We start from the raw sequence: 12333 nt of genomic DNA, 5'->3' as shown, positions 1-12333 counted from the left end.
CCTTACGCCTTCAGCCGACGGACGAGCACCGAGTCCTCGCCGCGCTCGACGAGGTCGGCGAGGATCACCGAGATCGCCTCGCGGACGATCCGGCCGCGGTCGGCGGCGACCCCGTGCGAGCCGCGCAGGGTCACCCGCGCGCTCTCCAGGGCCAGCAGTTCGTCGGCCGAGATGTAGACGGTGATCTTCTCGTCGTGCTTGGGCCGCTCGCGTCCGCGCGCGGGACGGCCCCGCGTGGGCACGTTGGGCCGCAGCACGGGAGCCGGGGCCGGTGTGCCGCGGAAAGCGGCCAGGTCGTCGTCGGCCGAGGACGACGTGGTGGCGCCGCCGGGCACCAGCGTGAGCGGCATGTTCGACGCGGACTCGGCGGCCGGCTCCTCGGCACGCCGGCCGGCCGTCGCACCGCGCAGGGCGGGCGAGCTGGTCGTGGTGGTGAGGCTGGGCAGCTCGGTGACCTCGGCCTCCGCGGAGGCGGCGTCCGTGCGGCGGAACAGCTCCGAGGCGCCGGGCAGCACCGGTCGGCGCGTCACAGCGCGATCACCTCCTTGGCGAGGTCGCGGTAGGCCGCGGCGCCCGACGAGGTGGGTGCCCAGGTGGTGATGGGCTGGCCGGCCACCGTGGTCTCCGGGAAGCGGACGGTGCGCTGGATGACGGTCTGGAAGACGGTGTCGCCGAAGGCCTCGACCACCCGGCTGAACACCTCCTTGCAGTGCACGGTCCGGGCGTCGTACATCGTGGCGAGGATGCCGGAGATCTCCAGCTGCGGGTTGAGCCGCTCCTTGACCTTGTCGATGGTGTCGACGAGCAGGGCCACCCCGCGCAGCGAGAAGAACTCGCACTCCAGCGGGATCATCACGCCCTGGGCGGCGGTGAGGGCGTTGACCGTCAGCAGACCGAGCGAGGGCTGGCAGTCGATGAGGATGTAGTCGTACTCGTCGCGGACGTCGGCGAGCACGCGCAGCAGGGTCTGCTCGCGGGCGACCTCGCTGACCAGCTGCACCTCGGCGGCCGACAGGTCGATGTTGCTGGGCACCAGGTCCAGGCCGGGGATGTCGGTGTGGACCCGCACGTCCCGCAGCGTCGTCTTCCGCTCCATCAGGGCGTTGTAGATCGTCCGGTCCATGTTCTGGGCCGGGATCCCGAGCCCGACCGACAGGGCACCCTGCGGGTCGAGGTCGATGAGCAGCACCTTGCGGCCGAACTCGGTCAGCGCGGCACCCAGGTTGATCGTCGACGTCGTCTTGCCGACGCCGCCCTTCTGGTTGCACATCGCGATGACGTGCGCCGGCCCGTGCTGGGTCAGCGGCTTGGGGTCCGGCAGCGGGCGCTGCCGGGCACGCGCGGGGTCCAGCCGCGAGGCGGCGGCACCCATCTCGGGGTCGGTGTCGTGCGGGCGCGCGACGGCAGAGGCCGCGTCCGCTCGGATCGCCATGGGTCTGTCGCCTCCAGCTCGTGCCCGATCCCGGTGGTTCCGGATGCGGTCAGCCGTCCTGCCCGCTCGGGTGATGAGAACGCTACGAAGAGTGGCGCACTCGCCCAAGCGGACGCGCCGGACACTTGTCGACATGGCGACGACTGACAACGCATGTGACTGCTACAGCCGAGCCGAGGCCATAATCTGCCAACAGTCGCCCTGAGGGGCTGTCAGCTCAGCGCGCGCGGATGGCTGGTGGCGTAGACCTCGCGCAGTCGATCCACCGTGACCAACGTGTAGACCTGCGTCGTGGTCACCGACGCGTGACCCAGCAGTTCCTGGACGACGCGCACGTCGGCGCCGCCATCGAGCAGGTGCGTGGCGAACGAGTGCCGCAGGGTGTGCGGGGACACCGACCGGGCCAGGTCGCCGCCCGTGCCGCCCGCACGCTCCGCTGCTGTCCGGAGGATCTGCCAGGCGCTCTGCCGGGACAGCGGGCCGCCGCGCACGTTGAGGAACAGCGCTCCCCCGCGCACTCCGGCCTTGCTCTTGCCGGCCAGCGCGGGCCGGGCCCGCACCAGGTACTCCTCGACCGCCCGCAGCGCGTAGCTGCCCACCGGGACGATGCGTTCCTTGCCGCCCTTGCCGGCCAGCCGCACCGTGGCCTGCCCGCGGTCGACGTCGTCGACGGCCAGTCCCACGGCCTCCGAGATGCGGGCGCCCGTGCCGTACAGCAGTTCCAGCAGCGCGCGGTCGCGCAGCCCCCGCGGGCCCTCCACCCCCGAGCCGGCCGCCTCGATGAGGGCGACCACGGACTCCACCGGCACCGCCTTGGGCAGCCGTCGCGCGGGGGTGGGTGGGCGGACCTCGTGCGCGACGTCGTCGGGGACCAGCCCGTCGAGCAGCGCGAAGCGGTGCAGACCGCGCACCGCGACGACGGCCCGCGCGGCCGACGTCTCCGACAGGGGCGGGTGGTCGTCGTCCCCCCGGCGCAGCGCCGCGAGGAAGCCGGCGACGTCGGACTCGGAGATCTCGGCCAGGCCTCGGACCCCGGTGGCCGCCAGGTACTGGGTGTAGCGGCGGAGGTCGCGGCGGTAGGAGGCGATGGTGTTGGCCGCGAGACCGCGTTCGACGGTGAGGTGGTCCAGGTACCCGGTGACCGCCCGGGCGATGCTCCCGGTGGTGCTGTCGGGCCCGGCGGTCCGGGGCGGCACGTCGGCGAGGGTCAGGACAGCACCCTCTCCAGCGGGACGGCGCTCATGCCGTGCGCCCGGGCGACCTCGGGCAGCACGACCTCGCCGGCGACGACGTTGACCCCGCGGGCGAGCGCCGGGTCCGAGCGCACCGCGGCCACGGTCCCCTCGTTCGCCAGGGCCATCACGTAGGGCAGCGTCACGTTGGTCAGGGCGTGGGTCGAGGTGTTGGGGACCGCGCCGGGCATGTTCGCCACGCAGTAGAAGACCGAGCCGTGGACGCCGAAGGTCGGATCGGCGTGGGTCGTGGGCCGGGTGTCCTCGAAGCAGCCGCCCTGGTCGACGGCGATGTCGACCAGCACCGACCCGGGCTTCATCCGGCTCACCAGGTCGTTGCTCACCAGCATCGGCGCCTTGGCTCCGGGAACCAGGACCGCGCCGATGACCAGGTCGGCGTCCAGGACCGCCCGCTCCACCTCGTAGGCGGTGGAGGCGACCGTCTGCAGGTGTCCCTGGTAGATCCGGTCCGCGGCGCGGAGCTTGTCGATGTCGCGGTCCAGCACGACCACCTCGGCCTGCATGCCGAGGGCGATCGCGGCGGCGTTCATCCCCGAGACCCCGGCACCGATCACGACGACCTTCGCGGCGTACACCCCGGACACGCCCCCGAGCAGCACGCCCCGGCCACCGTGTCCCCGCTCCAGGGCGTGCGCGCCGACCTGGGGTGCCATCCGGCCGGCCACCTCGCTCATCGGGGCCAGCAGCGGGAGGGCGCCGTCCGCCGTCTGCACGGTCTCGTACGCGATGGCCGTGGTGCCCGACGCGACCAGCGCATCGGTGCACTCCTTCGAGGCGGCCAGGTGCAGGTAGGTGAACAGCGTCTGCCCGGTGCGCAGCCGCCCGTACTCCGCCGCGACGGGCTCCTTCACCTTGAGCAGCAGGTCGGCGTCGGCCCACACGTCGTCGGCCGAGCCGGCGATGCGGGCGCCCGCGGCGGTGAAGTCGTCGTCCGGGATCGAGGAGCCATCGCCGGCACCGCTCTCGACGAGCACCTCGTGCCCGGCGCGCACCAGCTCGGTCACGCCCGCCGGCGTGAGCGCGACGCGGTACTCGCCGTCCTTGATCTCTCGGGGCACCCCGATCTTCAACGCCTGCGCTCCTGTCCGCGGCCGCGCCGGTCGCAGCGGCCCTGCGGCCGGAGTCTAGGCACGGACACCCCGCGAACAGGTGCTCATCTGCCGGTCGACCGGCAGATCTCTCCGGGCGGGCGGGGCCCGGTGGTGGACCCTCGCCGTCCGGTGGTGCGTTTCGGAGCGGGCGGCGGCCCGTGTCGGGCCTTCGACCTGCGGCCGGGCGTGGCCGATCGAAGGATGGGCCGATGCGCCCCTACGCCCAGCATCCCGCGCTCCGCCTGCGGCAGGCCGTCGCCGACGTCGGCATGCTCGCCTGGACCCTGCTGTGGATCCTCGCCGCACGAGCGGCGCACGGAGCCGTGCTGGTCCTGGCCGAGCCCGGCCGGGCGGTCGAGGACCTGGGCCGGTCGGTCGGCGGCTCCATGGAGTCGGCCGCGGGCGTGGCGGAGGACCTGCCGGTGGTGGGCGACGAGCTGTCCGCCCCGTTCGACGCGCTGGCCGAGGCGAGCGGGTCGGTGCGGGGCGCCGGTCAGTCCGCGCAGGACGCCGTCGACACGCTGGCCACCGTCCTCGCGGTGCTGCTGGTCGTGCTGCCGGTCGGCTGGATGCTGCTGCGCTGGTTGCCGTGGCGGCTGCGCTACGTGCGCGAGGCCGGTGCGGCCACCCGGCTGCTCGCGGGGCCGTCGCCCGACGTCGAGCTGCTGGCCGCCCGCGCGCTGGCCACCGCTCCCCTCCCCCGGCTGGCCGCACTGCCGACCGGCACCGGTGCCGCCTGGCGCGCCGGCGACCCCGCGGCCACCCGTGCACTCGCCGAGCTGGAGCTGGCCCGCCTCGGATTGCGGCTGGACGGCACGAGCGCGCGCCCGGACCGACCGCGTTCGTGGCCGGAGCACGGATGACCCGGACGGGAATCAGAACGGTGGTAGGTCGTCCCCCGGATCGGGCGGCGACGCGGTGGACTCCCGCGGTCGCAACCCGGGAGGGCGGGTGGTCCGGGTGATGCCCGACGGGCTGGTGACGTGGAGCGTGCCGTCGGTATCCATGCGGAAGGCCCAGCCGCGGGCGAAGGTCTTCAGCCGGTGGTGGGAGCGGCAGGCGCAGCAGAGGTTCGTACACGTCGTCCGCCCGCCGTCCGCGTGCGCGACCACGTGGTCGAGGTCGGCCAGGCCGACCCGCTGGCCGCAGTTCGGCATCCGGCAGCGCCGGTCCCGGGTCGTGACGAACCGCCGCTGGCCGGCCCCCGGCTCGTACCTGTCGGTGTGAGCCGGCATGCCGAGAACCGGGCAGTCGCAGCCCGCATCCGAGTGCTGAGGGCAGCCCTTTGCGGCGAGCCGCTCGAGCTCGGCGGTGGTCACCGTGGCCAGCAGTTGCCCGCGATCGTCGGTGAGGGCGAAGGTGAGCGATCCACCGGCCGGTGCGGTCAGCCCCAGCGCCTCCACCCGTCGCAGCAGTTCGCGCAGGTGCTCGGCGGTGATCACGAGCCCTGCGACGTCGCCACCTCGATCGCTGACCCCTTCGAGCCCGTCCAGCGCCGCGTTGACGGTCAGCTGCACCGCCACCCCGCCCAGGCCGTGATCAGCGGGACGCAGGACGAGCATCGAGTGGATCGCCGATCGGATCTGACCGATCGGCCGCTCGTCGCCGTCAGCCTTCGCATTCGCCGCCAGCTGGTCGATCACGGCGTAGCAGGCCGCCGCGTCCTCCGCACTCATCTCGGCGGTGAGCGCCGCCATCCCGTCCGCAGTCGGGTAGGTGCGCACGTCCGCGGCCCGCTGGGCCTCGGCCCGCCGTTGATCGACCGCGGTCGCGTCCAGCTCGGCCAGCAGCTCGAGAGCCCGGTCCCGGAGGCGGGCGGGCGACGACTCCCCCGCCTCGGGCAGGAGCAGCGCCTCGACTGCCTGCGCCAGCTCCGGCGTCGTGGACTGCAGCGCGTCGGCCAGCACCCCCGCGCGCCGCTCGTCGATCTGCCCTCGCCGCAGCGCCGCGAACGTGGCCGGGAGGTTGTCCCGCCAGGTGAAGGCCCGCCGCGCCCGGAACGCTGCCGTCCCACGGCCGAGGTTGATCGCGTGCGCCACCTCGTCGGGGAAGAACTCGCTGACCCCGGCGAACTCCGGATCCGTCTTCCGCCAGCTCCGCCGCCGCGCACCGGGTGCACCCGGTGCCGGATCGTCCACGTCAGGACGCAGCTCGGCCAGCCGCAGGATGAGCTCCGCTTCCCGCGCGGTCTCTCTCGCCCGGTCGCGCTGGATCCGCGCCAGCTCCGCAGCGACCTGCACGTCGTCCAGCCACTCGACCGGCGGCAGCGCACGCGGCTCCGGCTGGGCGTACACCCAGTCGATCAGCAATCCCTCCACCACGGAGGTGCCCGCCAGCCGCTGCATGGCCCCGAACCTACGGGCGACCACTGACACTTCCCGGCCGTCCGGCGAGTGGTCCGCCCGACCACACCGGCGTCCCACCAGCCGATTCCCACGCGATGAGTCCTCGTTCGCGGGCACCCTGCCCGCGCGGATCAGGTCGCGTCGACCGGTCGCAGCCGAGGACCGGCGGACCGCGCCTGTGCCGCGGCCAGCAGCCCGATCACGGCCGCGGCGTTGCGGATGTCGCCGTCGAAGACCCGCTGCACGGCGTCCTCGAGGGGCACCCGCTCGACGGTCATGTCCAGCTCCTCGTGCTCGGCGGTGAACCCGTCGGGCCGGGGCGCGTCGCGCAGGCCCTCTGCGAGGTAGACCAGCACCAGCTCGTCGCAGAAGCCCGGGGAGTTGTACGTGGTGGTCAGCAGCGACCAGCGGTCGGCGGCGAGCTGGACCTCCTCGGCGAGCTCGCGCTTCGCCGTCTCCAGCGGTGGCTCGCCGTCGGCGTCCCGCAGGCCGGCGGGCAGCTCCCACAGGTAGCCGCCGACCGGATGCCGGTACTGCCGGAGCAGCACCACCCGGTCGTCGTCGTCGAGTGCCACCACGGCCACCGCGCCCGGGTGCGCCACGACCTCGCGCACCGAGTCGCCACCGCCGGGCATCGCGACGGTGTCGCGGCGCAGCGAGATGACGTGCCCCTCGAAGACTGTCTCGCTGGCGAGCACGCGGTAGTCGTGGGCGTCCGGCATCAGATGCCGACCTTCTCCGCCTCGTCGACGACGACCGGCAGCCGGGCGGACTCCTGGTAGTCGACCGCGGCCTGCACGAACCCGGCGAACAGCGGGTGCGGGCGGGTCGGGCGGCTCTTCAGCTCCGGGTGCGCCTGGGTGCCGACGAAGAACGGGTGCGCGTCCCGGGGCAGCTCGGCGAACTCGACGAGCGTGCCGTCCGGCGACGTGCCGGAGAAGACCAGACCGGCCTCGGACAGCCGGTCGCGGTAGGCGTTGGCCACCTCGTAGCGGTGCCGGTGCCGCTCGGTGATCTCCGTGGAGCCGTAGACGCCGGCGGTCACCGAGCCGTGCTGCAGCGTGGCCGGGTAGCTGCCCAGGCGCATGGTGCCGCCCATGTCGCGCTCCCCGGAGACGACGTCGACCTGGGTGGCCATCGTGGCGATGACGGCCTCGGGGGTCTCCGGGTCGAACTCGGTGGAGTTCGCCTTCTCCAGCCCGGCGACGTGGCGGGCGTACTCGATGACCATGCACTGCAGGCCCAGGCACAGCCCGAGGGTCGGGATGCCGTTGACCCGGGTGTGCCGGATCGCGCCGAGCTTCCCCTCGATGCCGCGGACGCCGAAGCCGCCGGGGATGCAGACGCCGTCGACGCCGGACAGCGCCTTCGCGGCGCCCTCCGGTGTCTCGCAGTCGTCCGACGGCACCCAGCGGATCTGCACCCGGCTGCGGTGGGCGAACCCGCCGGCGCGCAGGGCCTCGGTCACCGACAGGTAGGCGTCGGGCAGGTCGATGTACTTGCCGACGAGCGCGATGGTGACCGTCTGCTTCGGCGCGTGGACCCGGTCGAGCAGGTCGCCCCACACCGTCCAGTCGACGTCGCGGAAGGGCAGCCCCAGCCGCCGGACGACGTAGGCGTCCAGGCCCTCGCTGTGCAGCACCTTCGGGATGTCGTAGATCGACGGCGCGTCGGGGCAGGAGACGACGCCCTCGACGTCGGTGTCGCACATCAGGCTGATCTTGCGCTTGAGGCCCTCGGAGATGTCCCGGTCCGAGCGGCAGACCAGGGCGTCGGGCTGGATACCGATGCTGCGCAGCTGGGCGACCGAGTGCTGGGTCGGCTTGGTCTTCAGCTCACCGGACGGCGCGATGTATGGGATCAGCGAGATGTGCAGGAAGAAGCAGTTGTCCCGGCCGATCTCGTGCCGCACCTGACGGGCGGCCTCGAGGAAGGGCAGCGACTCGATGTCGCCGACCGTGCCGCCGATCTCGGTGATGACGACGTCGACCCGGTCCGGGCCCTCCGCCCCAGCGAGGATCCGCGACTTGATCTCGTTGGTGATGTGCGGGATGACCTGCACAGTGTCGCCGAGGTACTCGCCGCGCCGCTCCTTGGCGATCACGTCCGAGTACACCTGGCCGGTCGTGACGTTGGCCCGGCCCGACAGGTCGATGTCGAGGAAGCGCTCGTAGTGCCCGACGTCGAGGTCGGTCTCGGCGCCGTCCTCGGTGACGAACACCTCGCCGTGCTGGAACGGGTTCATCGTCCCGGGGTCGACGTTGAGGTAGGGGTCCAGCTTCTGCATGGTCACCCGCAGGCCGCGGGCGGACAGCAGCGCCCCCAGCGAACTCGCGGTCAGGCCCTTGCCGAGGGAGGAGACAACCCCGCCGGTGACGAAGACGAACTTCGTCGGCTGGGAGTTGCGGAGGAGGCCGCGTGACGCGACGGATTCAGGCGTTCCAGACGGTCGATCCACGGGAGACGACCGTAACACGGTCCGGGTCGTCCACCGGGCCGGAGTGAGCGGCGCCACCCGCGTCCTCCCCCTTCCCGGGGGAGTTCGCGGGAGCAGCGGCCAGCCAGACGAGCAGCGGGACCAGCAGCGCGGCGGCCGTCGCCGGCAGTGCCACACCGGAGTCGTTCACCGCGGCTCCCACGGCCAGGCTCAGCGCCGTGGCGAGCAGGCCGGCACGCAGCACCGCAGCGTCGGCCGGGGGGAGTCCGCCGGGCGGTACGCCGCCGGCGGTGCGCAGCGGACCGCCGGGCCGGAGCAACCAGACCGCGGCGACCAGGGCCACCGGGAGCATCCAGGCCAGCGGGCTGCCCAGCAGGATGTTGAGGTTGGCCTGCGCCTTGCGGGCGACCACCGTCCATGCCTCGCCGGTGAGCACCTGCTCGACGAATCGGCCGAGATGGCTGCGTTCGGCGGCGGGGCCCGCCCAGTCCAGGACGGCGAGGCTGCCGACGGCGACGACCGCGGCGGCCAGGATCGCGACCAGCCGGACGACCGTCACGCGCACGCCGGCGAGGAGCATCGCCAGCAGCAGGACACCGGGCAGGGACGCCAGGACCCCGCCGAAGTCACGGCCCAGCGCGGGGGCACCGATGACGTACACGAGAAGCACCCCGGCGACGACGACAACGGCTGCCGTCGCGACGCGCTGCCGCTCCGGCGCCACGCGGCGACCGACGGCGGTGGCGGCCAACGCGGCTATCAGCAGCCCGCTGACCGACAGCAGCCCGAAGCTGAGGTTGCCGTAACCGGTGAAGCGGCCGGCGACGATCGCGCTGTACCCGAGGAGGCCGTTGAGCTCCAGCCGGGAACCGGTCAGCGCGTCACCGACGAGCGTGCCGAGGGTGACCACGAGCAGGAACAGCGGCGGTCCTAGCCGCGCCTCTCGCCAGGGGCCCAGCGACGCGGCCGCGGTGAGCAGGACGACGACCCCGACGATCGCCAGGGCCAGCGTGCGCAGCGGTTCCCCGGACCGCTCCCACGGCACGACGTTGACGAGGAAGGTGGCCACGGGCAGCGAGGCGGCCACCAGGCAGAGCACGCGGAGCGCCGCGCGGGCCCCGTGCACCCGCCCCAGGGGCCCGTCGCCGCCCCGGCGCAGGCCGAGCACGAGGATGCCGAGCGCGACGACGACGGCGCCGACAGTCACGACCAGCCAGAAGAAGTCCGTGACGTTGCGGTGGTGCACCGTCCCGGCCACGTTCATGTCCACCAGGTCCTCGACCGCCGCGTCCAGCGCCGGCCGGTCCCCGGAGACCCGGACCGGCTGGCCGTTCATGGAGGCGGGCACGTCGAGTCCGAGGGCGGACAGCGCGGTCGGGGCGAGGTCGATCAGCTGGACGTAGGGCGCCCGTCCGGTGCTGGCCGAGCGCAGCCACCCGCCGGTGTCGAAGCCCGGGCCGGCCGCGATGCCGACGTGCAGTTGCGGCCGGCCGTCGTTGACCTCGGAGATGCCCGCGAGGAGCACCAGGGTCTCCCCCGGCAGCGTCTCCACTGCGCCCAGCAGGCGGTCGATGTCGGCATCGATCCGGCTCAGCGCGCCGGCGCGGGGCTCCGGGTCGGTGCCGTCGTCGGTCTGCTCGGCGCCCGGACGGCCCGCCACGGTCAGCTGGTCCAGCGACACCAGGGAGAGCGGGCAGCCCTCGAGGAAAGCCGTGAGCGCCGCGGGCTCGACCGGCAGCGCGGGACTGCGGTCCAGGCGCACGTCGGGCGCGGCCGCGGCGAGCGCGGCCGCCCGGCCGGCCACCGACGCGCAACCCACCCCTGCGCCGAGCGCCGCCGGCTCGGCCCCGAAACGGGCGGTGCCCCCGTCGTCGGCGGTGCGCTGCACCGTGGCCGCCGGATCGTCGAGAGCGACGGTGGCGATCCGCTCCTGGAGCCCGCAGTGCGACAGCGAGGTGTCCACCCGCGGTTCCTCCTCGCCGCCGGGGTCCGTCCCGTCCTCCGGGGCCTCGGGGAGCGGAGCGCCGGGGCCCTCCTCGGGGAGGGGCACGGTGGGCAGCGGGACCGGCGGCAGGCCCTCGTCCGGCCCGGGGAACCGGGCGCGGTTCCCGGCGCCCAGCGTGGCCCAGCCGTCGAGCAGGCAGGTGGTGCTCCGGGCCGCCCGCACCGACAGGGCGCCGATCGAGCCCTGCTCCGCCAGGGCCCACAGGGCGGGGGTGGTCCCCGGGTCGACGTCGCTCCACACCAGCCCGGGCACGCCCACCACGAGCACGCGCTGCGCCGAGGCGGTGTCGTCGTCGGCGGCCCCGGCCGGCTGGGTCCACCCGAGCAGCACGGCGAGGACGAGCACCGGCAGGAGCGCCCACCGCCGGACGGCGCTCACGGGAGGGGGGCTGCCGGCGGTCCCAGCAGCTCGCGGTAGACCGCGACCACGCGGCGACCGGCACCGGCCTCGTCCGGCCACTCCTCGGCCCGGCGGCGGCCGGCCTCGGCCAGCGCCGCCGCGCGATCCGGATCGGTGAGCACGCGTTCCAGCGCGTCGGCCAGCGCGGCGTCGTCACCGACCGGCACCAGCTCGGCCGCCTCCCCCACCAGCTCGGGCGTGCCTCCCCCGCGGGTGGCGACCAGCGGCGTGCCGGCGCGCAGGGCCTCCTGGGCGGTGAAGGGACTGCCCTCCCAGCGGGAGGGCAGGACGCAGACGTCGGCCGCGCCGAGCAGGTCGGCGACGTCGCCGCGTCGGCCGAGCAGCACGACCGGCAGCCGCTCGGCGGCGATGCGGGCCGCGAGCTCGTCCCGCAGCGGCCCGTCGCCGGCGATCGCGACCAGCGGCGGGGCCTCGCGCTCCGTCCAGCGCCGGACGGCGTCGAGCAGGGTGTCGTAGCCCTTCTGCGGGTGCAACCGGCCCACGGCCACCACGAGCGGGCGGCCCTCGGGGAGACCGAGCTCCGCGCGGACCTCGTCCCGGCCCCGGGTGGCGGGCGCCAGCGGTGGCGCAAGCGCAGGGGCCACCCGGACGTCACGGGCGCCGGCGCTGCGGGCGTTCGCGGCCAGGTCGCTGGAGACGGCGAGCACGAGATCGGCGCCCCGGACGGTCACCCGCTCCAGGGCCTGCCACGCCGAGCGCAGTCGTCCGCCGCCCTCCTGGAGCGCGTTGTGCAGCGTGAGCACCAGCGGGGGCCGGGACCCGGGGAACCCCTGACGTCCCGGGCCACCCTGCCCTGGGAGACGGAGTGCGGCCGCCGCGACGAGCCCCGCGCGCAGGCCGTGGGCGTGCACCAGGTCCGCTCCGGCGATCGCCCGGCGGAGCTGCAGGACCGCCCGGGCGTCGGCCAGCGGGGCCATGCCGGAGGAGATGCCGACCGGGGTGAAGTCCGCGCCGGTCGCGGTGAACGCGAACAGCTCCTCGGTGGCCGGTGCCCCGCAGACGCCCACGTCGGCGCCGGCCTCGTGGAGCGGGGCCACCAGGGCGCGGACGTGGGTGCCGACCCCGCCGGCGCTGGTGGCCAGCACCTCGACGACGCGTCGGCCCGACAGCGGGGGCTGCTCAGACACTGGGCACCTCCTGCCGGTCGGGTGCGCGCAGCGCGCGCAACGCGTCGGTCAACGGGCCGCGCGCGGTCCCCATCATGACCGCCAGCGCCACCACCAGCACGAGGACCGTCACCAGGGCGCCGGCACCGATGGCCGTCAGCACTCCCGGTTCGGGTACGGGGTCGACGCCCAGCGCGCGGCCGAGGGCGAACCCGGCGGCGGCGCCGGCCAGCGCCCCGGCGAG

The 12333-nt window shown here is 74.5% G+C and carries 10 protein-coding genes and 1 pseudogene; 1 reads left to right on the top strand and 10 read right to left on the bottom strand.

Annotated elements, in window-relative coordinates; all coding sequences use genetic code 11:
- Positions 1-2: 2 nt before the first annotated feature.
- The 4 genes from BN344_RS14285 to ald all read right to left on the bottom strand — a co-directional run bounded on the left by BN344_RS14285 (position 3) and on the right by ald (position 3755).
- On the bottom strand, positions 3-530 hold the full coding sequence (locus BN344_RS14285) for a hypothetical protein (protein WP_040339314.1): 528 nt from the start codon (positions 528-530) through the stop codon (positions 3-5).
- Positions 527-1432 carry a ParA family protein gene (locus BN344_RS14280; protein WP_040339313.1) on the bottom strand — a complete coding sequence of 302 codons (906 nt, stop codon included), beginning with the start codon at positions 1430-1432 and terminating at the stop codon, positions 527-529. Before BN344_RS14280 ends, BN344_RS14285 begins: the two co-directional genes overlap by 4 nt.
- A gap of 212 nt (positions 1433-1644) precedes the next feature.
- On the bottom strand, positions 1645-2628 hold the full coding sequence (locus tag BN344_RS14275) for a site-specific tyrosine recombinase XerD (protein ID WP_040339312.1): 984 nt from the start codon (positions 2626-2628) through the stop codon (positions 1645-1647).
- 11 nt (positions 2629-2639) lie between these two features.
- Positions 2640-3755, bottom strand: a complete 1116-nt coding sequence (ald, locus tag BN344_RS14270; protein ID WP_040339311.1) for an alanine dehydrogenase — start codon at positions 3753-3755, stop codon at positions 2640-2642.
- A gap of 230 nt (positions 3756-3985) precedes the next feature.
- Between ald and BN344_RS14265 the strand changes: the two genes are divergently transcribed.
- Positions 3986-4639, top strand: coding sequence for a hypothetical protein (locus BN344_RS14265; protein WP_051515957.1), 654 nt, complete (start codon positions 3986-3988; stop codon positions 4637-4639).
- Positions 4640-4651: 12 nt separating this feature from the next.
- Here BN344_RS14265 and BN344_RS14260 read toward each other — a convergent pair whose 3' ends face one another.
- From BN344_RS14260 to BN344_RS20365, 6 genes and pseudogenes are all read right to left on the bottom strand, one after another.
- Positions 4652-6121 (bottom strand): HNH endonuclease signature motif containing protein, encoded by a 1470-nt coding sequence (locus tag BN344_RS14260; RefSeq protein ID WP_040339310.1) that lies wholly within the window; start codon positions 6119-6121, stop codon positions 4652-4654.
- Positions 6122-6252: 131 nt separating this feature from the next.
- Entirely contained in the window at positions 6253-6843 is a 591-nt protein-coding gene (locus tag BN344_RS14255) for an NUDIX domain-containing protein (RefSeq protein WP_040339309.1), read from the bottom strand.
- Positions 6843-8579, bottom strand: coding sequence for a CTP synthase (locus tag BN344_RS14250; protein WP_051515956.1), 1737 nt, complete (start codon positions 8577-8579; stop codon positions 6843-6845). Before BN344_RS14250 ends, BN344_RS14255 begins: the two co-directional genes overlap by 1 nt.
- Positions 8554-10941: an alkaline phosphatase family protein gene (locus tag BN344_RS14245; protein WP_040339307.1), complete on the bottom strand. Its 2388-nt coding sequence runs from the start codon at positions 10939-10941 to the stop codon at positions 8554-8556. The genes BN344_RS14250 and BN344_RS14245 overlap by 26 nt, the downstream gene beginning before the upstream one ends.
- Positions 10938-12110 (bottom strand): glycosyltransferase family 4 protein, encoded by a 1173-nt coding sequence (locus BN344_RS14240; protein WP_040339306.1) that lies wholly within the window; start codon positions 12108-12110, stop codon positions 10938-10940. Before BN344_RS14240 ends, BN344_RS14245 begins: the two co-directional genes overlap by 4 nt.
- A pseudogene (locus BN344_RS20365) lies at positions 12103-12333 on the bottom strand (murein biosynthesis integral membrane protein MurJ); the annotation flags it as partial. The pseudogene BN344_RS20365 and the gene BN344_RS14240, both read right to left, overlap by 8 nt.

Origin of the sequence: Candidatus Blastococcus massiliensis AP3 (assembly GCF_000582785.1) — a bacterium.
In the GTDB taxonomy this organism is placed as follows: domain Bacteria; phylum Actinomycetota; class Actinomycetes; order Mycobacteriales; family Geodermatophilaceae; genus Blastococcus; species Blastococcus massiliensis.
Note: the sequence above shows the minus strand (reverse complement) of the source record. Positions and strands in the feature narration are given on the sequence as shown.

Bases quoted from the DNA above. Each gene is read 5' to 3' on its own strand.
- BN344_RS14280 (WP_040339313.1), bottom strand. From the start codon at position 1,432: ATGGCGATCCGAGCGGACGCGGCCTCTGCCGTCGCGCGCCCGCACGAC.
- BN344_RS14265 (WP_051515957.1), top strand. From the start codon at position 3,986: ATGCGCCCCTACGCCCAGCATCCCGCGCTCCGCCTGCGGCAGGCCGTC.
- BN344_RS14260 (WP_040339310.1), bottom strand. From the start codon at position 6,121: ATGCAGCGGCTGGCGGGCACCTCCGTGGTGGAGGGATTGCTGATCGAC.
- BN344_RS14255 (WP_040339309.1), bottom strand. From the start codon at position 6,843: ATGCCGGACGCCCACGACTACCGCGTGCTCGCCAGCGAGACAGTCTTC.